This window comes from Amycolatopsis saalfeldensis (assembly GCF_900110575.1).
In the GTDB taxonomy this organism is placed as follows: domain Bacteria; phylum Actinomycetota; class Actinomycetes; order Mycobacteriales; family Pseudonocardiaceae; genus Amycolatopsis; species Amycolatopsis saalfeldensis.
The window spans coordinates 83,239-103,220 of the sequence record NZ_FOEF01000007.1 but is presented as its reverse complement, the minus strand read 5'-3'; the positions used below and the strand labels follow the sequence as shown (position 1 = coordinate 103,220).

Here is a 19,982-nt window from a genome sequence, read left to right as displayed (position 1 = left end):
GCGTGAGGCCATGACCCGGCAAGGCGAGGCGGCGGGCAGCTCCGTGACCAGCAAGGTGCTGGCGCTGCTCGAGGCGTTCACGCCGGACGCCGCGGACCTCAGCCTCAGCGAGCTGGCCCGGCGCTCGGGGGTTTCGCTGGCCACCGCGCACCGGCGGGCGGCCGAGCTGGTCGAATGGGGCGCCCTGGAACGCGACGCGGCCGGCCGTTACCGCATCGGGTTGCGGCTGTGGGAGGTCGCGTCGCTCGCCCCGCGCGGGCTCGGCCTGCGCGACGCGGCGATGCCGTTCCTCGAGGACCTGTACGAGGTCACGCACGAAAACGTGCAGCTCGCCGTGCGCGAGGGCCTGGAGGTGGTGTTCCTCGAACGCCTCGCCGGGCGCGGCGCCGTCCCGGTCTGGACCCGCGTCGGCGGCCGGTTCGCCCTGCACGCCACCGGGGTCGGGCTCGTGCTGCTGGCCCACGCCCCCGCGGCCGTGCAGGAGGAGGTGCTCGGCGCGCCCCTGCACGGCTACACCCCGAAAACCGTCTGCGACCCCGCCCGCCTCCGCCGCATCCTCGCCGACGTCCGCAAGCACGGCTACTCGGTCAGCGACGGCCAGGTCACCGTCGACGCCCTTTCGGTCGGCGCCCCGGTCTTCGCCGCCGACGGCACGGTCACGGCAGCAGTGTCCCTTGTGGTCCGCGCCGACAGCGCACAACCGGGAGCCCTGGCCCCCTTGGTGATGGCCGCGGCGCGCGGCATCTGCCGCTCCCTGGCCGGCGGCCCGTCGCGGGTGTTCCCGGCCGGTCCGCGTTGACGCGTGGTCCGGCCGGAGCCCCTTGCCCGGCGCCGCCGGGCGGCCTACTGTTTGGCGACAGCCTGTAGCGAAATGCGGGAGGAGCCATGGCGGGACGCCCACGCGATCCGGATCTGGAGGCGCGGCTGCTCGCCGCCGCGTGGTCGCTGCTGCTGGCGAACGGATACGACGAGCTGACCATCGCGAAGATCGCCGTCGAAGCGAACGCGCATCGCAGCGACATCTACCGGCGATGGGCGAGTAAGGCGGAGCTGGTCACGGCCGCGGTCGCCGCGTATCAGGCCCCGCTGGCCGAGGCGGACACCGGCTCGCTGCTCAGCGATCTGCGCGCGGCGCTCGACACGCTCGAAGCCCGGTGGTCCTCGGCGCCGGCGTCCGCGATCGTCGCCTGGCTCGCGGACGTCCGCCGTGATCCGGCGGCCGGCGACCTCCACCACACCGAATCCAAGCGCGCCACCCAGGCTTTGGCACAGGCGTTGCGGCGGGCGGTGGAACGCGGCGAGATCAGCGCGGGCGCCGACTTCGACCGAACCCTCGGCCTGGTGTGCGACCTCCTGGAAGGGCCCGTGATGCACAATCACATTTTCCTGCGAGAGCCGTTGCTGCCCGGCGAGCTGGACCTCATCGCCGGCTCGGTGCACCGCGTGCTGGTCGAGGGACGGGGGACCGGCGAGTGACCGAACTGCATGAACTGCCGGCCGCCGCGCAGCTGGCGGCCCTGCGCCGCCGCGAGTTCAGCTCCCGTGAGCTGACCGCGCACTACCTGGACCGGATCGGCCGTCTCGACGGTGAGCTCGGCGCGTTCGTCACGCTCACCGCGGAGTCCGCGCTGGAGGACGCCGATCGCGCGGACGCCGAGCTGGCGGCCGGGCAGACCCGGCCGTTGCTCGGCCTTCCCTTCGGCATCAAGGATTTGTCCGCGACCGCGGGTGTGCGGACCACGCTTGGCTCGGCCGCCATGGCCGGCTACGTGCCGGAAGCCGATTGCTGGACCGTGCGGTTGCTGCGCGAGTCCGGAATCGTCTTGCTGGGCAAGACCAACACGCCCGAACTCGGCAGCGCCTGTTATACCGAGAACAAGGTGACTGCCCGGCCCTCGGCGACGCCGTACGCGGCGGGCCACTATTCGAGCGGCTCCAGCGGCGGCGCGGCGACCGCAGTGGCCGCGGGCCTGCTCCCGCTCGCGCACGGCAGTGACGGCGCCGGCTCGATCCGCACTCCCGCCGCGGCCTGCCACCTCGTCGGCGTGAAACCGAGCCGGGGCCTGGTGAGCATGGCGCCCGCGACCACCTACTTCTCCGCCGGGGTCGACGGGCCGATCGCGCGGACGGTCGAAGACGCCGCGCTGATGCTCGATGTCATCGGCCACGCGCATCCCGGCGACCTGTACGGCTGGGACAGCGGGGGAAGCTTCACCGACGCCGTGGCCCAGCCACCCGGCCGCCCGCTGCGGATCGCGATGTGGACCGAGACCGGGGTCGACGGTGTCGAGGCCCATCCCGAAGCGGTGCGTGCCGCCCGGCACGCGGCCGGACTCCTGCGCGCGCAGGGACACCAGGTCGAAGAAATCGGTATCCCGGCGCGCTTCGACGCCGCGACCCGGCAAGCGGTCCTGCACATGTTCGGCGCCTCGATCGCGACCGCCGTCCGGACGATGCTGCCGCCGGGGAGCCGGGATCTGCTGACTCCGCACAACACTCATCTGCTGTCGGTCGGCGAACGGCTGAGCGGCACCGACACCGTCGTGTTCCAGAACACCCTGGCCCGCTACTCGAGCACCCTGCTGGCGGCGCTGGCGGAGTTCGACTTCGCCCTCACCCCCACCACGAACGGCCCGCCGGTCCCGTTCGGGCACTACGACGCGCAAGGCCCGGACCACGTGGTGGACCGGATGCTGGCCTGGTCCTGCCACACCCCATGGGCCAACTTCACCGGGGTGCCGGCCGTCGCGATGCCTTCGCACCTCGACGAAAACGGGATGCCACACGGGTTCCAGCTCGTGGGACACCAGCGGCAGGACGCGCGGTTGCTCGCGCTGGCCGCCGCGCTCGAATCCGCCGGACCCCACACCGATGTCCATCCGCCGTGCTGGCGCGACTAGAGGACGGCCCATGCCCGACCATCAGGTACCGACCACCCTCGATCCCGGCGCGGGGCTGAGCGAGAGCTTCGTGCGGCTGCCCGACGGCCGCCGCCTGCGCACCGTCACCGGCGGCGCCGGCGACGGCCCCCTCGTCCTGTTCGAGGCCGGGATGAGCGGGCCGGCGGCCGAATGGACGCACACCCAGCGCGAGATCGGCACCCGCGCCCGGACCCTGTCCTACGACCGCGCCGGCTACGGCGGCAGCGACGACGACCCCGCCGACCGCACGCTGGCGCGCATCGTCGACGACCTGACCGCGTTGCTGGACCAGCTCGGGGAAACCGCGCCCGTGGTGCTGGCCGGGCACAGCTGGGGCGGGCCGATCATCCGCCTCTTCGCCGACCGCCACCCGGATCGGGTCGCGGCGATGGCCTTTGTGGACGGAACCATCGCCGAGTACTTCACCGAGAAGCTCGTCAAGGTCACCGCGCTTTCGTTTCGGGTACTGGCTTTCGCGTTCCGGTTCACCGGCAAGAACCTCAAACGGCGCATTGCGGTCCCGAAGGGCCTCTCGCCCGACATCAGCAACGACGACATCGACATTCTGCTGCGGGACTACGCCTGCCATCGGGCGATGCACACCGGTTCCCGCGAATGCGCCCACCTCATGGCCGCGCTGCCCGTCATGAAGCGAATCCAGGCCAACGGCACCCCGCCGGTACCCACGGTCTACCTCCAGGCCGGCCGGGTCGACCGGGGCATGGCCAAGACCCGGCCACTGTGGAACCGGGTCGCCGGCGAACTGGCTGACGCCGCGCCGACCGCGGAATACGTCCTGGTCCCCGAAACCGGGCACCTCATTCCCCAGGAACGCCCCGAGGCCGTGCGGGAAGCCATTTTCGGCCTGCTCGATCGCTTGTAGTCGCGACCTGCGCTCGGTGCTCCGCGAAGGCCGGGCGTGGGCTGTGCCGAGCGTGATCCCGGCCCGGTGTCTCCGATTCGCGACGGCCCGCGGCACGGTCGTCATGCTGAATGTGGTGGTCTTCGCTGTTGTCGCAGCCGAGTGTGTTCGCCGGGGCTCGTCGCGGGCGGTCCGCGACGTTCACAGCTTTTCCACTCCCAGTTCGGCGAAGAGCCTCCGGGTACCCGGGTCGACCGAGTAGAGCACCGTGCCCCGGATCGACCGGGTCATCAGCACCCCGTATGCGTTCCGGATCGCCAGCGCGAGGTCGTGGTCCTCACGGATCCGGCTGGCCTTGCTGAGCACGTGCTCGCGGTGGACTTGCCAGCCGGCTCCGTTCCAGACGAGGTCAGGACCCATGATCACACCGCCCCACTCGTACTCGAGGCCCTGCGCGGTGTGGACGCAGCCGATCTGGCCGAAACCGCCCGTTTCCGTCGCCCAGTAACGCCGTTTCGGCACACCGGGGGTGTCGTGCTGGTCGCCGGCGTTCCATGGGCGCGCCCATCCCGGTTCGGGGGCGACTTCCGGGTCCGTGCCGCTCCGGTCCTCCCACTTCCAGCAGATCCCGGCGGCCATGCGGGCGCTCTCCTTCTTGCGCTCCTTGTCCAGGAGAAAGCGCTCCATGGTCGCGGCGCTGTCGGTGTAGCAGAGCTGGAACGGCTCGGGCTCAGCCCCGTCGTCCGGCATCCAGGGAAGCGGGTCTTCGGCGAGCAGCCGCTGGATCCAGGTGTCATAGGTCGAACTTCCGACAGCCCGCAGAACCCGGTCCAAGCTGATCGGCACGACCTCGGCGCCGAGGTCCTGCACCTCGCGGACGAGCGCTTCCGGAGACCAGACCTCGTCGGAGAACAACCGCTGGTCACCGTCGATGAAGAACACCGGCACCTTCGCTCGCGTCACCACCACCGAGACCGAGGATTCGCCGGGACGCATGGAGTACGAGCCCTTCATCGGGCGCTCGGTCAGCCGGTGCGCCTCGTCGCACAGGATGAGGTCCAGCTCGTCCGTCGTCCGGTTGTCCGCGATGCTGTTCAGGGTGGCGAAGGCGGAGCGCCGTCCCAGTGCCGCGCGTTTGAACGTCTCGCGGGACGCCACCCCGCCGGAGGCGTAGCAGGCTTTGCGCCCGGTACTGAGTGCCCAGCCCAGTAGCGTCAGTCCGACCAGGGACTTCCCGCTCCCCGCACGGCCGCTGACGACGAACACCTTCTTCGCGCCCGCGCTCGGCGGGCCGGCCGCCACCTCGGCCACCTTCTCGACCACGGTCAGCTGGTTCTCCACCAGGCTGAACCGCGTGTGCCCGGCCACCACCGCTCCGACGTCCGAGTCGATCAGCGAACTCGTCCTACGACGCTTGAGCAAGGCTTCGGCGGCACCGGCGCCCGAATCCGCACTGAAGGTCGCGTTGAGGAACTCCTCGAGCTCACCAGGGACGCGCGCCGTGAAGGTCGGTATCCCGGGCCGGGGCGAGACGTTCCTGATCCACTGGGACTCCGGATCCTTGAGGTTGTGCAGGTACGACGCACCAGCGAGGCGCACGTAGCGGTCATCGAACATCGCGTGATGCACCTTGAGCGACTGCATGTTCTCGTACACCTGAACAGCCGGGTGCTTCGTGTGTTTCTCGTACGGGGCCATGTAGATCCGGTCGAGCGCACACTGTTCGCACAGGGTCCCCGGCCCCGCTCGGCGGCACTGCGCGCACAGCCCGTTCGCGATGTCCGGCCGCGGGCGTTCCGCTTGGCTCCACTGTTTCAGCTCTATCGCCGCGTAGCTCAGGCCGCCATCCGGGTGACAGCCCGCCAGCACGACGTCGACCGGATTCATTTCCGGGGCGACCCGGTACTCCACGAACATCCAGACCTGGTCCAGCCGGAGGCGGTCCAGCAGGGACGCCAGCGAGTAGACGCTTTCCCGCCACGACCGCACGTCGCCGCGGCCGGCCTCCTTGTTGCTCGGGTGCGCCTCCCGGTAGCGGTTCTCGATTTCCGGAATCAGCCGGTGACTGTCCCGAAGGAGCTCCCGAGCCGGCCAGAACGCTTCCAACGGCTTCCACGCGTTCGTCGTCGTTCTCCTTTGAACCATTCCGTCGCAATTCGGCAGCCGAGCAAGGTCGGGAAAACGGAATATTCGATGTGGGACTCGTCAACCAGACACGGGCCGGCAAGGCGGTTCGATCCGCGCCCGGATCGTGGAATCGTCTGCGATCGGAGCACGTTCCCGAGCTTCACCCCCTGCTCTCGGAGCCGGATCTGTCTTGGTCTGCAAATACGTTTTACACGATTAGGTGAAAGGGCGCACTACCGGCCCTACCAGCGCATGAGTCATCTCCCGCACGGCGGCCAGTGACCCGAGCGGAACGGACGGTCCTACCTATGGTTGTGACGGGTTTGCGGGGGCCGACGTCGGCCACGGGCAATTCGCAGGGTTGGGCGGGTCGGCGCTGTGGCCGCGGTCTGACGTCTGCCTCGGGCGCTTCGGGAGGGACGGCCATTCCATGGTTGATGCCGGTGCCCGGCGCTGACCGCGGCCGGGCAGATCCAGCCAACCCGCACCACCACGGGTCTCTTGTCCGCTTGAGGAATCCACCCCGCCCGACATCTCCAAACACCCCCAGCCGCTGCAGCTCCGGTCGCCACACGGACGCGTCGAAATTGCCAGGTCGGGGCCTCGGTCCGACCTGGCATCGGAGCCGGTAGGGCGCATTCGGCGCACGCCAGCCGCCGGACCTGCCGGCGCGGATCGAGTGTGTCCGGTCGAGTGAGCGGCGGCCGCTGCTGTGGTGAGGGGACTCAGCCGATCGCCACGTCCGGGAATGCCGAGGTGTCGCCGAGCGCCATCGGCGACTTGGTCAGCCGGTCCCGGAACACGACCGGCGGCCGGTAGCGCAGCACTTCCTCGACGAGGTCGGGAATGCTGCTATGGTCGGCGCGGACAGCCGCCACCATCGCGTGGCAGCAAGAGGGTCGTGGTGAGGTGCCCGGCCAGCAGCAGGAACGCGACGAAGCTGATGATCTCCGAGTCGGTCAGCCGCTGACCGTCCACCTTGGACGCCACCAGCTCGCCGATGAGGTCGTCTGCCTGCCATCCAGCAGCGGCGATTCGGCCCAGCGGCGGGACATGGCCCGGTCGTCGCCGGGGATGCCAAGCTGTTCGGCGATGACGATGACCGGCCGCGGATACGTCAGTTCGGCGACGAGGTCGAGTTCCTCGCGTCCGGTGACGGCGTCGAGCAGGCTTTCGGTCACCGCTTCGACCCGCGGTTCCAACGCGGCCGTCATCCGCGGGGTGAACGCACCGGGCACGAGGCCACGCAACTGCCGGTGCCGCAGTGGGTCCAGCATGGTCAGCGCGGCTTCGGTGAAGCTGGGCAAGTCCGGGTCGCCCGATGGGGCCAGCGCGGCGAAGTCCGACGAGAACTGGCCCGGTCATAGACATCCGCTCCAAGTGTCGTGGTCATGCCGCCCTGGTGCTCGGCAAGGACACGGATCGCGTTGCCAGTGACAGGAAGTTGACCGCGCGGCGGACCGGGAGAACGGCCACCTGTCAGGCCTGGTCACCGGCCGCGGGGGCGAATCGGCGGCGCACTGTGGCTCTTACGCGTCGCCGTTCGCCTCGGTGAACACGATCAGGGCGACGTCCGGGCGGTAGGCGGCCACGATCCGGGTGGCCGGCTGCCCGAGCGCGTCGATGGCGTGCGCGCGGCAGACCGGCACCGCCTGGCGATCGACGTTCGCGCGCCACACCTCGACGATCGGCTCGTCGGGGCAGTCGTCCGCCGCGCAGGTGCGGCTGTCATGGCTCACCAGTGCTGAATGGCTGGTGGTGGCGGCGTACGCGTCGGCGATCAGCGCGGCCAGCAGTCCGCCGGCGTGCCCCGAGGCGGTGTTCATCGCTATCGCGTGGGCGTCGATCAGGACCATGTCGCACGCGTCGATTCGCGCCGCCGGTGACGCCCGCTCGATCTCGTCGAGACGTTCGCGCAGCACGGTCAGCCGGGATGGTTCCCGCTGTCCGCCGGCGTCGGCGAGCACCGCTCGGACGGAGTCAGCGAACTCGCGTCCGTGCTGGTTCCACCAGGTGAGTTTGCGCCGGCGTTCGTCGCTCAGTCCGGCCAGCCCCGGCCATTTACGCCGGGCACCCTGGCGGGTCATCCCGGCCGCGTGGCCGATCTCCGGGTAGTCGGCGCCCCGCTGAGCCGCGGACAGCGCCGTGGACGCGGCCAGCTGTTCGGCGCTGTCGCGGATAGCCAGCAACGAGGTCAACGCCGTCAGCCACATCTGACGGAGGTCCGCGTCCGGCAGGTCGGAGCGCGGCCCTTCCCCTGGCTCGAGCTCCAGCACTTCCCGCACTGCGGTCCACGCCAGCTGCTCCACGGCGGTGGCCAAAGCAGCGCGTTGGACGTCGGACATGGCCTGCACGGGCACCTCCTTGACAACACTTGTTTACGGCACCACTGCTGTCCCAAGGCGTGCTGCCGTGGGCCGACCTCCCGCTGTGGCTCCCGGACGTACCGGACACCGCCGGTTTCTGGGCCGTGTCCGGTGCCGCCGCGAAGGCGGCAGGCCTGCGCACCCGTGCATTCGGCGACTCCGTCCGCGACACCTGGCTGCGGTCAGGCGGGTCGGTCCGGGCCGCGCCGGGCACGCCACCGTTCGGTCTGGCGCCGGAGAAGGAGGAGCAGGTGCTGGGCGCATGGGATGCGCAGGCTTGGCCGAACCTGCCTGCCGAGCGTTGACGGGGGCCGCTCAGCGTCCGGTGTGGTGCTGGGCGAGGTGCCGGCGCAGCAGGTCGCGCCCGTAGTCGCCGCCGTTGGGGGTGCGGACGATGGTGTGGACGTGGAACGGTTCGGGCTCGTGGTTGTCGAGGAAGACGCCGGACTGGCAGTCGTATTCGATGAGGACGACGGGGCTGTGGACGCGGTAGTAGAAGGCGTCGTCGTCGCCGCTTCCGCCGATCCAGGCGAGGTGGGTGTCGTCGAGGTGCTGTTCGATGTTTTCCATGAACGCGGCGGCGGGACCGTCCGGGAGCCGCCGGGCGTAGGTGCCCACCAGGCGGAGCAGTGAGTTTCGTTGCGGGAGGGAGAGTCCGCCGGCCGGCAGGCCCGCGTAGGGGATGACGCGGTTGTCCTGCGCGGCGCCGCCCCGCTGCCTGCCGTTGAGGGGGTCGGCGAGCTCGGCGGGCAGGTCCTGCACCCGGACCGAATGGTGGAGCACGGCCTGGCTTGCCTGTGCGGGGCGCAAGCTGCGCAGCAGGTCGAGTCCGGCTGTCCGCTGGTCGTCGAGCAGGCGCAGTCCCTTGTGGACGCCGCGGTCGGCTTCGGTGGGTTCGGCGCCGATGAACGTCGGGGTGAGGACGAGCTGCCGGCCGAGTATGAAGCAGTGCACGTCGAGGTGGTGGCCCCACAGCTGCCATCCCCACGGCCGGGTCGTCGAGGGGGTGCCGAACACCGCGATGGAGTAGGAGTATTCGGTGAGGGTGTCACGGTATCCGCCGACCAGTTCGCCGAGGGCGGCGTTGAGTTTCATGGCTGTCCGGGCGTCGGAGAAACCCGTGGCGGACAAGGATTCCTCGAGGATCGCGAGTGCGCGTTCGCGTTGCGCGGGCTCGAGGTCCGCCAGGCGCAGGCCGTGGGGGTCCCAGCTCGGAAAGGCGTTGATCCACATCTGCCACTCGTCGGCGTCGATGGCGAACAGGACGTTTTCGCGCTGGGCGGGCGCGAGGCTCTCGAGGAACGCCGTCGCCGCTTTGCTCGCGGGGCCGGGATCCCACCCGGTGTCCTGGATGGCGAACAAGTCTGGTACGACGCGCCCGTCCGTGGTGATGCCGACCAGCGGCTCCTTCGCCTTCTCGAGCACGGGCGGGAACAACTTCCGGAAATCCGGGGACAATGCCGAGAGATCCACCCGCGCGTCGTGGATCGGCAGCCCGAGGACGGGCCCGAATCCCCGGTAGTGCGTGCCTTCGTCTTCATTGTCCATAGTGGAGCATGCCTTCCTCACCGGCGCCGCTGCCGACAGGACGCCCTGCGATCACCGTATGAGAGCAACTCTCCGTGGGGAAGAAGGCACTTTGCGGTAACCACTCCGGCCGAGGCGACCGCCGGCGATGTGGGGTAGGAACGGGGGCATGGTGACGCTGGACCGGCTGGTGAACGTCCTCGGTGGGTACGGAGTGCGGCTGTGCTGCTGCCCGGTCTCGCGGGAAGTGCCGTTGCGCGATGTGGTGGTGTACGACCCGGGCGAATCTCGTGAGCTGCGCGGTGACGTGTTCCTCGCGGTCGGAGCGGAGTCCGTCGTCGCGGCGGTGGGGCTGGCGGCTGCCGCTCGGGCGTCGGCGGTCTTGGTGCGTGGTGCCGTGCCGTTGGAGCCGGCGGCGATCACGGCCGCGGAGGCCGGCGGCGTCGCGGTGCTCGTCGTCGAGCCGGCGGTGTCGTGGGGCGAGATCGCCGCGGTCATCTACGGGCTGGTGCTCGAAGGGCGTGAGACCGAGTCGGGCCGCGGGCCGACCGATCTGTTCGCGCTGGCCGACAGCTTGGCGGACGCGCTCGGCAGCACCGTGACCATCGAAGATCAGCTCTCCCGGGTCCTGGCCTATTCCAGCCTGCAGCAGGGAGCCGATCAGGTCCGGCTGGAAACGATCCTGGGCCGGCGGGTGCCGGACCGCGCTCGCGAGCTGTTCGAAGGACGGGGCGTGTTCGCCCACCTCGCCGAGTCCGATGAGCCGCTGTTCGTCGAGGCCGCGCCGGAGCACGGGCTGGCCGGCCGGATGGTGGTCGCGATCCGTGCCGGCCGCGAGTCGCTGGGCTCGATCTGGGTCGAGTGCGAGCGTCCCCTGGACGACGCCCGCAAAGCCGTGCTGCGGGACAGCTCGCGCACAGTCGGGCTGCACCTGCTGCGCTCGCGGGCGAGCGCGGACCTCGAGCGCCAGGTCGAGTCGGACCTGGTGATCCGGCTGCTGGAGGGCACTCCGGACGCGGCGTCGGTGCTCAGCCGGCTGGGGTTGCCGCCCGGGCGGTTCCGGGTGATCGCGCTGCAAGCCCACATCGCCGAGGAGCGCCACGCCGCGCTCTTGCTGGCTTTCGAGCGCGCCACCACGGGGTTCGGCTGGTCGCGCCCGGGCCGCAGCACGTTGTTCAGCAACACGGTCTACACAGTCCTGCCCGGTGAGGACGTCACCGCGGCCCGGAAGTGGGTCGGCGCCATGCGGGACGCTCTGCCTTCCCCCGTGACAATGCTGGCCGGGATCGGCGCGGCCGCGACCGTCGCGGAGCTGCCGGCCAGCCGGCAGGAAGCCGACGAGTGCGTCGCGCTCCACGACGCGCGACCGGGCGGCGACCGGGCGATCTCCTACGACGAATCCTGGGACGACATCCTGGTGCTGCGCTTGCGGGCGGCCGCGGCGGCCGGCCGGGCCCCGGCCCGGGGGCCGATCTCCGACCTGGCCCGCCACGACGCCGCGCACGGCACCAGCTACCTCGGGACCCTGCGCGCGTGGCTGGAGACCCAGGGCGACCTCGCGCAGGCCGCCGAGCGGCTCGGCGTGCACCCGAACACGATCCGTTACCGGCTGCGGAAGATGGCCGAGGTCACCACGCTGCAGCTCGACGTGCCCGCGAAGCGCCTCGCGATGATCATCGAGCTCGTCGTCGCCGACCCGCCGGGTTGACCGGAACGGACAAGCGGCCCGTCCCGGATTGTCGGGTTCGGACAACCATGGCCGGACTGATCCGGGTCATCCTGGCGGGGCAAGCACCACTCTCGGCACGGAGGACGCCATGCCCGAACTCGACCGGATGGACGGCGGCCCGCGCTCGGTCATCGTGATCGGCGCCGGCGTGGTCGGCCTGTCGACCGCGTGGTTCCTGCAGGAACGCGGCGTTCGCGTGACTGTGGTCGATCGCGACGGCATCGCCGCGGGCGCGTCCTGGGGCAACGCCGGCTGGCTTTCCCCCGGGCTCGCCATCCCGCTCAACGAACCGGGCGTGCTGCGCTACGGGGTCCGGACGCTGCTCGATCGGCAGGCACCACTGCACGTCCCCGCGACTCCGGACCCTCGTCTGTGGGCGTTCCTGGCCCGGTTCGCCGCGCACTGCACCGGCAAGTCCTGGCGCCGCGCGGTACAGGCGAACTTGCCGCTGAACGCCGAATGCCTCGAAGCCTTCGACGTCCTGACCGCGAACGGGATCGACGCACCGACCATCGACGCACCCATCACGGCGGTCTTCGAAACCGCCCAGCACGCGGCCGGGCTGCTGGCGGAACTGCGGCGCATGGGTGAAGCCGGGCAGGAGATCAGCTACACCGGGCTCACCGGCGCTGATCTGGCGAAGCGCTTCCCGCAGGTGGATGCCCGCAACGGCGCCGGCGTCCGGATCGACGGCCAGCGGTACGTGGACCCGGGGCGCTTCGTCGAGTCTCTCGCGCGTTCGGTCGTTAGCCGTGGGGCCACGATCCGCCACCGCTTCGCCGTCACATCGGTGCGCCGGCACCCGCATGCTGTCACCGTGCAGTCGGCGGCCGGGCGGACGCTGTCCGCCCACGCCGTGGTCCTGGCCACCGGGGCCTGGCTGGGGGAGCTCGGCAAAGGGTTCGGGGTCACCGTCCCGGTGCGGGCCGGGCGTGGTTACTCCTTCACCGTGCCGACGGACCGCCCCGTGCCGGGACCGATCTACCTGCCGGACATCCGGGTCGCGTGCACGCCCTATCGGAGCGGACTGCGGGTGGCCGGGACCATGGAGTTCCGGAAACCGGACGAGCCTCTCGACGCGGCCCGGGTCGAGGCGATCGTCGCCTCGACCCGGCCGTTGCTCAAGGGCATCCGGTGGGACGAGCGCACCGACGTCTGGGTCGGCTCCCGCCCGGTCACCACCGACGGCCGCCCGGTGATCGGGGCGGCGGGCGCACCCGGCTTGTTCGTCGCCGGCGGGCACGGCATGTGGGGGCTGACTCACGGCCCCGTCACCGGGCGCCTGCTCGCCGAGCACATCACCACCGGCAAGCAGCCCGAGGCCCTCCGCCCGTTCGATCCGTTGCGCTGAGCCGTCCGGAGACCACATGCGAGCCCCTTGCGATGCAGAGCTGACTTCCGGCGAGCGGCGCGAACTGATGCGGCTCCGCGCGGAGAACACGTTGCTGCGCACGGAGAAGGACATCCTCCTGAAGGCGGCCATGGGGTTCGCCATCGACGCGGGTGCCCTCCTGCCCGGCGCGGCCGACCAGCCAGAGCCCCGCTGACCGACGCGGGCTCTCCGAAGCCCGTGGGGCTGGGACACCCCCGTCCCGGCCCCACGGGCGCCCAGTTCGGACACTGTCCGGAAGGAGAACATCACCATGACCACCTCGGCTCGCCCGTGGCTGACTCCCCACGCCCACCGCGGTTTGGTCCGAGAGCACACCGGCCTTGTTCGCGCGGAGACTCCACCGCCAGGCCCGGATCCGGCAGATCGAGGACATCCTGCGCGAGGCCGTGGTCGGCGAGGATCCGCCGGACGACGGCATCGCCGAACCGGGCATGGTGCTCACCGTCCGGTACGACGGCAGCGCCACCGCCGAGACCTTCCTGCTGGGCTCGCGCGACGAGACCGAACAGGACGACCTCGAGGTCTGCTCGCCGGACTCCCCGCTGGGTCGTGCCTTGGCGGGCGCGAAACCAGGAGAGCGACGAACCTGCCGAGTCTCCAACGGCGCCGCCGTCCGCGTCACCCTGATCGACGCGGAGCCCTACGGACGCTTCCGGCGGCTCGGGCCGTAGACGATTCGGTCCTTGGTATACGAATGGGGACGAGCCGCTCGGCGTGCGGCACGTCGAGGACAGCACCCGGCCCGGGAGACCGCGGATGGTCTTTCAAGCGGCTGCACATGACTCCTCCGCCGGTGAACGCAGCTACGGGCTGTTCGCGAACGATGTTGACCACCCTCGTCGTCGGCGAACTCCCGCGGCCGAGGCGGGCTGCCATCGCGGCCGGCCGGGAATGGGGCCGCTCCCTGGCCGAGCGGCCGATGCCTTCCGAGCGCGTCGACGCCGAGGACGGGATCCGGCGCCTGTCGACCGTGCTCGCCGGCGCCGGCTTCGCACCCGGCGCCGTGGATGACGCCGAGAAGCCGGTCATTCCGCTGCGGCATTGCCCGTTCCGTGAGATCGCTCAGCAGCACCGTGACGTCGTCTGCTCGCTACACCTGGGCCTGATGCAGGGAGTCCTGGCCGAGGTACGCGCCCCGCTCACCGCGCGGCGGCTCGACCCCTTCGTCGAACCGTCGCTGTGCCTGGCTCACCTGACCGTCTCGAAAGGCTGAGGATCTGGTTGCCCAGCCAGTGCTGGACCAGGAAGGCGGGGAACGTACTCGACGGGACAGACGCGCGGCGCAGCGGTCATGAGCCTTGGCCGCTCTCGGAGGGAAGCTCGCTGACGGCCCGGACGGCGGCGATCACCGCGGCGATGCGGGGCGAGAGCTGGTCGCCGTCTCGAACGATCACTACGTTGTGGCGCAAGGTGTCCAGGCCGTCGATCGGTAGGCGGGCGAGTTTGGCCTCGGTGCCGGCGGGGGTGAGTTCCGGCGCGATGGTGATGCCCCAGCCGACTCCGACCAGGCCGATGGCGGTGCCGATGTCGTTCACGGTCGCGGTGACCCTCGGCTCGAAACCCGCCGTGACGCACAGGCTCACTGTGAGCCGGCCGAGTGTGCTGTCGGGGCACACGACCCACGGCTCGTCGCGCAGCTGCGCCATGGTGCAGCCGCGGCTGTTCGCCAGCGGATGGTCCGCCGGGACGCAGAGGCGCAGGGGATCGTGGCCGAGAACCCATTCACGCAACCCCGGCGTGGTCCGGGAACGCGCCGCGCCGTACCGGGACACGATCACCATGTCGAGCTGATCGCGGCGCACCGCGTCGGCGCCGGCCTCGTCGGTGGTGGCGGCGAGCCTGATCTCCATTTCGGAGAACCGGCGGCGGACCTCGGTCAGCGCGCGGCTCATGATCCGCGGTCCCTCGTGGAACGGCACGCCGACGCGCAGCAGGCCGGTGAACCCTTCGGCCTCTGTGGACAGTGACGCTTCGGCGGAACGCAGCTCGACGAGGATGCGCTCGGCGTGCTCGACGAGGTTGCGCCCGGCGGGCGTCAGCGTGATGTGGTTCCCGGTCCGATCGACGAGCGCGGTGCCCGCCTCGCTTTCCAGCGCCGTGAGTTGCTGCGAGACCGCCGAACGCGTGTATTGCAGGACGCGACCGGCCGCGGCGATGGATCCCTCCGCCGCTATGGCACGCAAGGTGATCAGCTTGCGGACATCGAGCATGTGTCAATTCCTCTAACGCTCAAGGTAATCGATCGTAACGTCAGTTTACTTGCTCCGGCTCCTCCGAGTGCCTGTACTTGTCCGCAGCGCGTGACCCGGTTTCGCCGGCCACGTGGCGCGAAACCGACAACGAGGTCGCCGAGGAGTTGCGCGATGAGTGACCACAGCTTCCCCCCACGAACGTCGCTTCGAACCAGGCCGGCCGCCCACAGCCGGCGAGGACGCGGCCTGGTCCCCGCGATCGCCATCGTGACCGCGGCGGCGACAACGCTCACCGGCTGCTCCGGGGCGGGGACCTCGGGCGGGTCCGGGTCCGGGCCGCTCACCATCGGGATGTCGTTGCCGCTCACCGGTCCCGCCGCCGACGTGGCGAAATCGGGGTATCAGGGCTACCAGCTGTGGGCGTCGCAGGTCAACGCCGGCGGCGGGCTGCTCGGCCGCAAGGTCACCCTCGACGTCCTCGACAACGGGTTCGATCCCAACCAGACCGGCACCGATTACACGCGCTTGATCAGCCAGAACAAGGACGATCTCCTCCTCGGCACGTTTTCCTCCCTGCTGAACGCGCCGGCGTCGGCGATCGCCGCGCGCCAGCAGATGCTCTACGTCGAACCGTCCGGCGGCGCGGCGTCCCTGTTCACCCGGGGTTTCACGAACCTGTTCTTCGCGCAGCCGGGGACGACGGCGAGCCTGCCCGACCTGTTCGTCCAGTGGTTCGCCTCGCTGCCGGCGGACCAGCGCCCGAAGACGGCCGCCTACGTCACGCAAGACGACCCGAGCGCGAGTCCCGCGATCGCGATCTTCAAGACCAAGCTGCAGGCACTCGGGGTCACGCCGGTCTACGACCAGACCTACGACCCGAGCACGTCGAACTTCGACTCCATCGGGGCCGGGGTCGCGCACGCCCGGCCGGACATGGTCATCCAGGGCGCGGTGAGCAACGACGGCGCGCCGTTCGTCCGGTCACTGGAAAAGCTGAACTTCAGCCCGAAGATCCTCTTCCAGACCCGCGCGCCCGCCGACGACACCTACCCGGGCGCGGTCGGGGCGAAGAACACCGAAGGCGTGTTCACCGCGGCGGCGTGGAGCCCGAAAGCGAACTACCCGGGCAACGCGGCCTTTGTCTCGGCGTACACGAAGATGTTCGGCAGCCCGCCCGACGAGGACGCGGCCAACTCCTACACCGCGGCCCAGGTCCTCGCCGCGGCCGTCAAGGCGGTGGGCCGGATCGACCAGAAGGCCCTCGCCGACTGGCTGCACGCCCACACCGTCGACACCATCGTCGGACCCTTGAAGTGGGACTCCACCGGGGATCCGCTGGGCACCGGGCTGCTCGCGCAATGGCAGCAGGGCACCCTGCAGGTCATCGCGCCGAAGTCGGCCGCCACCAGCACCACGGTCGTCTACCCGAAGCCGGGCTGGGCCGGCTGATGACCGAACTCGTCCAGACGCTCGTCTTCGGGATCCTCATCGGCGGCGTCTACGCGCTGATGGCGACCGGGCTGACGCTCACCTTCGGCGTCATGAAAATCGTGAACATGGCCCAGGGCGCCTTCCTGATGGTGTCCACCTACCTGTGCTACGCCCTGTGGCAGCACTTCGGGCTCGACCCGATCCTCGCCGCGTTCCTGGTGATGTTCCCGATGGCCGCGCTCGGGCTCGTGGTCTACAAGCTCGTCATCGAGCGGCTGGAGCGCATCGACCCCGGCCTGACCATCGTGGCCACGTTCGCGCTGGCGCTGATCACCGAGGCGTTCCTGGCGCTGCTGTGGGGACCCAACCAGAAGACGACCACCCCGGCGTACTTCAACCAGGCGATCCACCTCGGCTCGCTGGTGGTCCCGCGTGCGCAGTTCTACGCGTGCCTGCTCGCGATCGTGATCACGGTGGTGCTGCAGGTGGCGATCAAGCGGACCTGGCTGGGCCACTCGATCACCGCCGCGTCGGAGAACCCCGAAGGCGCCCGGCTGGTGGGGGTCGAACCCGCGCGGGTCGGGGCGTGGATCTTCGCCATCGCGACCGGGTCGACCGCGTTCGGCGGCGCCGCGCTGAGCTTCCTCTACCAGTTCACCCCGGACACGCAGGACTTCTGGCTCGGGCTGACGTTGAGCGTGGTGATCGTCGGCGGGCTGGGCAGTGTGCCCGGGGCGTTCGCCGCCGGGCTGCTGCTCGGCCTCGCCGAGTCACTGACCACGACGTACGTCTCGGTGCGCTGGGCGACCGCGGTGCCCACGGTGCTGATCCTGGTCGTGCTGACCATCCGACCACAGGGCCTGTTCACCAGGACGACACGACAGGACGCCGGCTCATGACCGCCAAACCTGCCTGGATCCGCCACGCGTGGATCCCGGTCGCGCTCGCCGCCTTGCTCTGCTTCCCTTTGGTATCAGGCGATATCTACTATCAGAACCTGCTGATCATGACGTTCCTGCTGGCCATCGGCGCGAGCGGCTGGAACATCATGGGCGGGTACGCCGGCTACCTTTCGCTGGGCAACAGCGCCTTCATCGGACTGGGCGCGTACACCACCGGCATCCTGGCCGCCAAAGCCGATATCTCGCCGTTTGCGGGCTGCCTCGTCGGGGGTCTGGTGTGCGCGGTCGGCGCCGCGCTGCTGTCCCTGGTCACGCGGCGCACCAGGGGCATGTACTTCGTGATCGTGACCTTCGCGACGATGCAGCTGCTCGGCGTGGTCGCCACGACCTGGTCCGGGCTGACCGGCGGCAGCCAGGGCCTGGCGCTGCCGCTGCCGGCGTGGAGTCTGTCCTTTCAGGACTGGCCGTTCTACTACCCGATGCTCGGCCTGCTCGTGGTGACCGTCGCGGTGTCGGCGTGGGTGCGGCGCAGCAAGCTGGGCCTCGGCCTGTTCGCGATCCGTGACGACGAGGACAAGGCCGCGGGGCTCGGGCTGCGGACCGCGGTGTACAAGGCCATCGCGTTCGTGCTCGGCGGGACCTTTCTCGGTATCGCGGGCGGTATCTACGCCTACTACGTGACGTTCCTGAACACGGCGGCCGTTTTCGACATCATCACGAGCGTGCTGATCGTCCTCGCGGTGCTGCTCGGCGGCCGGGGCACGCTGTGGGGGCCGGTGCTCGGCGCGTTCATCGTCGCGCCGATCAGCAACTTCACGAGCACCGGCCTCGGCGGAGCCGACGCGGGCGCGATCCGGCTGCTGCTGTTCGGCGGCCTGCTCGGCGCGGTCGCGATCTTCCTGCCCCGTGGTGTCCTGCCGGTCATCGAGTCCTGGTTCCGCCGCCTGTTCGGGCGCGGCGCGGGACACGCCCCGCCGATCGTGTCCCGTTCGCCCGTGGGCGGCCGGGCCGCGGACCGCGGCGCCGAGACGTCGGAAGTCCTCGTGGTACGGGGTCTGCGCAAGTCGTTCGGCGGCCTCCGCGCGGTCGACGGGGTCGACCTGGACCTGGCGGGCGCCCGGATCACCGGGCTCATCGGCCCCAACGGCTCAGGCAAGACGACGCTGTTCAACGTCATCGACGGCACCGTCCCCAGCCGGGACGGCACCATCACCGTGGGCGGCCGCCGGCTCGAACGGACGGGGCGCCCCGGGCGGGCTCACGCCGGGCTCGCCCGTACCTACCAGCTCCCGCGGTTGTTCGCCGGGCTCACCGTGGTCGAGAACCTCGTCGTTCCCGAACGGCGTTTCGCCTTCGGCAGGCTGTGGACCAAGCGGGTCACCGCGGCCGAACGAGAACGCGCGCTGGCCGTCCTCGACGACCTCGGGCTCGCCGCCCACGCGGACGACAGCCCGGCCGGGCTGAGCTACGGGCAGCGGAAACTGGTCGAGCTGGCCCAGGTCCTCTGGCTCGACCCGGTCCTGGTCATGCTGGACGAGCCCGCCGCGGGCATCAGCCCGGCCCTGTCCGCGCGGCTCGCGGACCTGGTCCGGTCCCTGCGGCGGCGCGGGGTCGGCGTCCTGCTGGTCGAACACGACCTGGCGTTCCTCTCCGGCCTCTGCGAACAGGTCTACGTCATGTCGCGCGGCGCCATCATCGCGCACGGCTCAGTAGCCGAGGTCAGCGCGGAGCAAGCCGTCGTCGACGCCTACCTCGGCGACTCACCGGTGCCGGCAGCGGCGGAGGGGCACGCATGATCCACATCGAAGGACTGTGGGCCGGCTACGGCGGCCTGGACATCCTCCGGGGCGTCGACCTGCTGGTGGAGCAAGGATCGATCACCTGCATCGTCGGGCCCAACGGGGCGGGCAAGTCGACCGTGCTGAAGACGATCAGCGGGCTGCTCCGGCCTCGGCGCGGATCGATCGCCGTCGACGGCGCCGAGCTCGCGGGCACCTCGCCGGCGACGGTCCTGCGCGCCGGCGTCGTCCAGGTCCCGCAGAAGAACGCGTTGTTCGCGAAGCTGACGGTGCGGGACAACGTGCTGATGGGCGGCTACATCCACCGCAAGCGGCGCAAGGACCTCGAGCGGCGGTACGACCAGCTGGCCGGGCAGTTCCCGATCCTGGGCGAACGCCCGGACGCCCCGGCCGGCTCCCTGTCCGGCGGCCAGCGGCGCACGGTGGAATTCGCCCGCGCGATGATGCTCGAGCCGAAGGTGGTGCTGCTGGACGAGCCCACCCTCGGCCTCGACCCGCTGAGCCTCGCGACCATCCGCGACAGCGTGCGCGCCCTGCACAGCGGCGGTGCCACCGTGCTGATGGTCGAGCAGAACGTGCGGTTCGGGCTGGCACTGGCCGACCGGGCCACCGTGCTGAGCGCCGGGCGGGTCGTGCTCACCGGCACCGCCGCGCAGATCCGGGACGAGCCGGACCTGATGGACGTGTTCTTCGGCGCCGCGCGCCGCGGCGAGCCCGCCATTCCCGAGTGAAC

General features: G+C 70.6%; 20 protein-coding genes. 14 read left to right on the top strand and 6 right to left on the bottom strand.

From position 1 onward, the window contains the following. Nucleotides 1-10: 10 nt before the first annotated feature. The 4 genes from BMY97_RS17970 (at nt 11) to BMY97_RS17955 (ending at nt 3,804) form a co-directional block, all read left to right on the top strand. Nucleotides 11-799: an IclR family transcriptional regulator gene (locus BMY97_RS17970; RefSeq protein WP_091618017.1), complete on the top strand. Its 789-nt coding sequence runs from the start codon at nt 11-13 to the stop codon at nt 797-799. A gap of 86 nt (nt 800-885) precedes the next feature. Further along, nucleotides 886-1,476, top strand: a complete 591-nt coding sequence (locus tag BMY97_RS17965; protein ID WP_091618016.1) for a TetR/AcrR family transcriptional regulator — start codon at nt 886-888, stop codon at nt 1,474-1,476. Beyond that, nucleotides 1,473-2,900, top strand: coding sequence for an amidase (locus tag BMY97_RS17960; RefSeq protein ID WP_177231409.1), 1,428 nt, complete (start codon nt 1,473-1,475; stop codon nt 2,898-2,900). The genes BMY97_RS17965 and BMY97_RS17960 overlap by 4 nt, the downstream gene beginning before the upstream one ends. 10 nt (nt 2,901-2,910) lie before the next feature. Continuing rightward, on the top strand, nt 2,911-3,804 hold the full coding sequence (locus BMY97_RS17955; RefSeq protein WP_177231408.1) for an alpha/beta fold hydrolase: 894 nt from the start codon (nt 2,911-2,913) through the stop codon (nt 3,802-3,804). Nucleotides 3,805-3,984: 180 nt separating this feature from the next. On the opposite strand, the gene BMY97_RS17950 is transcribed toward BMY97_RS17955, so the two are convergent. The 4 genes from BMY97_RS17950 to BMY97_RS17940 all read right to left on the bottom strand — a co-directional run bounded on the left by BMY97_RS17950 (nt 3,985) and on the right by BMY97_RS17940 (nt 8,264). Then, the gene (locus BMY97_RS17950; RefSeq protein WP_218156800.1) at nt 3,985-5,889 is read right to left on the bottom strand and encodes a DNA/RNA helicase domain-containing protein; all 1,905 of its coding nucleotides are present in this window, start codon (nt 5,887-5,889) and stop codon (nt 3,985-3,987) included. 746 nt (nt 5,890-6,635) lie between these two features. Then, nucleotides 6,636-6,791: a hypothetical protein gene (locus BMY97_RS47070; protein WP_177231407.1), complete on the bottom strand. Its 156-nt coding sequence runs from the start codon at nt 6,789-6,791 to the stop codon at nt 6,636-6,638. Between the two features lie 78 nt (nt 6,792-6,869). Next, nucleotides 6,870-7,148, bottom strand: coding sequence for a hypothetical protein (locus BMY97_RS17945; RefSeq protein ID WP_143086218.1), 279 nt, complete (start codon nt 7,146-7,148; stop codon nt 6,870-6,872). Nucleotides 7,149-7,439: 291 nt separating this feature from the next. Beyond that, nucleotides 7,440-8,264 carry a hypothetical protein gene (locus tag BMY97_RS17940; protein ID WP_091618011.1) on the bottom strand — a complete coding sequence of 275 codons (825 nt, stop codon included), beginning with the start codon at nt 8,262-8,264 and terminating at the stop codon, nt 7,440-7,442. Nucleotides 8,265-8,284: 20 nt separating this feature from the next. On the opposite strand from BMY97_RS17940, the gene BMY97_RS17935 reads away from it, so the two are divergent. Further along, nucleotides 8,285-8,581 carry a hypothetical protein gene (locus BMY97_RS17935; RefSeq protein ID WP_143086217.1) on the top strand — a complete coding sequence of 99 codons (297 nt, stop codon included), beginning with the start codon at nt 8,285-8,287 and terminating at the stop codon, nt 8,579-8,581. Between the two features lie 10 nt (nt 8,582-8,591). On the opposite strand, the gene BMY97_RS17930 is transcribed toward BMY97_RS17935, so the two are convergent. Continuing rightward, nucleotides 8,592-9,824, bottom strand: a complete 1,233-nt coding sequence (locus BMY97_RS17930; protein ID WP_091618009.1) for a DUF3500 domain-containing protein — start codon at nt 9,822-9,824, stop codon at nt 8,592-8,594. 148 nt (nt 9,825-9,972) lie between these two features. Here BMY97_RS17930 and BMY97_RS17925 point away from each other — a divergent pair, with 148 nt between their 5' ends. From BMY97_RS17925 to BMY97_RS17905, 5 genes are all read left to right on the top strand, one after another. Next, nucleotides 9,973-11,511, top strand: coding sequence for a PucR family transcriptional regulator (locus BMY97_RS17925; RefSeq protein ID WP_091618008.1), 1,539 nt, complete (start codon nt 9,973-9,975; stop codon nt 11,509-11,511). 109 nt (nt 11,512-11,620) lie between these two features. Beyond that, nucleotides 11,621-12,883 (top strand): NAD(P)/FAD-dependent oxidoreductase, encoded by a 1,263-nt coding sequence (locus BMY97_RS17920; RefSeq protein ID WP_091618007.1) that lies wholly within the window; start codon nt 11,621-11,623, stop codon nt 12,881-12,883. Between the two features lie 16 nt (nt 12,884-12,899). Further along, nucleotides 12,900-13,079, top strand: a complete 180-nt coding sequence (locus BMY97_RS17915) for a hypothetical protein (protein ID WP_091618006.1) — start codon at nt 12,900-12,902, stop codon at nt 13,077-13,079. 166 nt (nt 13,080-13,245) lie between these two features. Further along, nucleotides 13,246-13,596, top strand: coding sequence for a GreA/GreB family elongation factor (locus tag BMY97_RS17910; RefSeq protein ID WP_091618005.1), 351 nt, complete (start codon nt 13,246-13,248; stop codon nt 13,594-13,596). 155 nt (nt 13,597-13,751) lie between these two features. Next, a complete protein-coding gene (locus tag BMY97_RS17905; protein ID WP_218156799.1) occupies nt 13,752-14,138 on the top strand; it encodes a helix-turn-helix domain-containing protein in 387 nt (128 codons plus the stop codon). A 76-nt stretch (nt 14,139-14,214) separates the two neighbouring features. Here the strand turns inward: BMY97_RS17905 and BMY97_RS17900 are convergent, their stop codons facing one another. Then, nucleotides 14,215-15,135, bottom strand: a complete 921-nt coding sequence (locus BMY97_RS17900; RefSeq protein ID WP_091618004.1) for a LysR family transcriptional regulator — start codon at nt 15,133-15,135, stop codon at nt 14,215-14,217. A 249-nt stretch (nt 15,136-15,384) separates the two neighbouring features. On the opposite strand from BMY97_RS17900, the gene BMY97_RS17895 reads away from it, so the two are divergent. From BMY97_RS17895 to BMY97_RS17880, 4 genes are read left to right on the top strand one after another with little or no spacing between them, the layout of a single operon-like run. Then, nucleotides 15,385-16,566: an amino acid ABC transporter substrate-binding protein gene (locus BMY97_RS17895; RefSeq protein ID WP_218156798.1), complete on the top strand. Its 1,182-nt coding sequence runs from the start codon at nt 15,385-15,387 to the stop codon at nt 16,564-16,566. Beyond that, nucleotides 16,566-17,447 carry a branched-chain amino acid ABC transporter permease gene (locus BMY97_RS17890; RefSeq protein ID WP_177231406.1) on the top strand — a complete coding sequence of 294 codons (882 nt, stop codon included), beginning with the start codon at nt 16,566-16,568 and terminating at the stop codon, nt 17,445-17,447. Before BMY97_RS17895 ends, BMY97_RS17890 begins: the two co-directional genes overlap by 1 nt. Beyond that, the gene (locus BMY97_RS17885; RefSeq protein WP_091618001.1) at nt 17,444-19,246 is read left to right on the top strand and encodes a branched-chain amino acid ABC transporter ATP-binding protein/permease; all 1,803 of its coding nucleotides are present in this window, start codon (nt 17,444-17,446) and stop codon (nt 19,244-19,246) included. Before BMY97_RS17890 ends, BMY97_RS17885 begins: the two co-directional genes overlap by 4 nt. Beyond that, nucleotides 19,243-19,980, top strand: coding sequence for an ABC transporter ATP-binding protein (locus BMY97_RS17880; protein WP_091618000.1), 738 nt, complete (start codon nt 19,243-19,245; stop codon nt 19,978-19,980). The genes BMY97_RS17885 and BMY97_RS17880 overlap by 4 nt, the downstream gene beginning before the upstream one ends. Nucleotides 19,981-19,982: the final 2 nt, after the last annotated feature.

Coding starts and splice junctions, on each gene's coding strand:
- BMY97_RS17885 (WP_091618001.1), top strand. CDS start 17,444: ATGACCGCCAAACCTGCCTGGATCCGCCACGCGTGGATCCCGGTCGCG.
- BMY97_RS17930 (WP_091618009.1), bottom strand. CDS start 9,824: ATGGACAATGAAGACGAAGGCACGCACTACCGGGGATTCGGGCCCGTC.
- BMY97_RS17900 (WP_091618004.1), bottom strand. CDS start 15,135: ATGCTCGATGTCCGCAAGCTGATCACCTTGCGTGCCATAGCGGCGGAG.
- BMY97_RS47070 (WP_177231407.1), bottom strand. CDS start 6,791: ATGGTGGCGGCTGTCCGCGCCGACCATAGCAGCATTCCCGACCTCGTC.
- BMY97_RS17880 (WP_091618000.1), top strand. CDS start 19,243: ATGATCCACATCGAAGGACTGTGGGCCGGCTACGGCGGCCTGGACATC.
- BMY97_RS17890 (WP_177231406.1), top strand. CDS start 16,566: ATGACCGAACTCGTCCAGACGCTCGTCTTCGGGATCCTCATCGGCGGC.
- BMY97_RS17925 (WP_091618008.1), top strand. CDS start 9,973: ATGGTGACGCTGGACCGGCTGGTGAACGTCCTCGGTGGGTACGGAGTG.
- BMY97_RS17965 (WP_091618016.1), top strand. CDS start 886: ATGGCGGGACGCCCACGCGATCCGGATCTGGAGGCGCGGCTGCTCGCC.
- BMY97_RS17955 (WP_177231408.1), top strand. CDS start 2,911: ATGCCCGACCATCAGGTACCGACCACCCTCGATCCCGGCGCGGGGCTG.
- BMY97_RS17970 (WP_091618017.1), top strand. CDS start 11: ATGACCCGGCAAGGCGAGGCGGCGGGCAGCTCCGTGACCAGCAAGGTG.
- BMY97_RS17915 (WP_091618006.1), top strand. CDS start 12,900: ATGCGAGCCCCTTGCGATGCAGAGCTGACTTCCGGCGAGCGGCGCGAA.
- BMY97_RS17920 (WP_091618007.1), top strand. CDS start 11,621: ATGCCCGAACTCGACCGGATGGACGGCGGCCCGCGCTCGGTCATCGTG.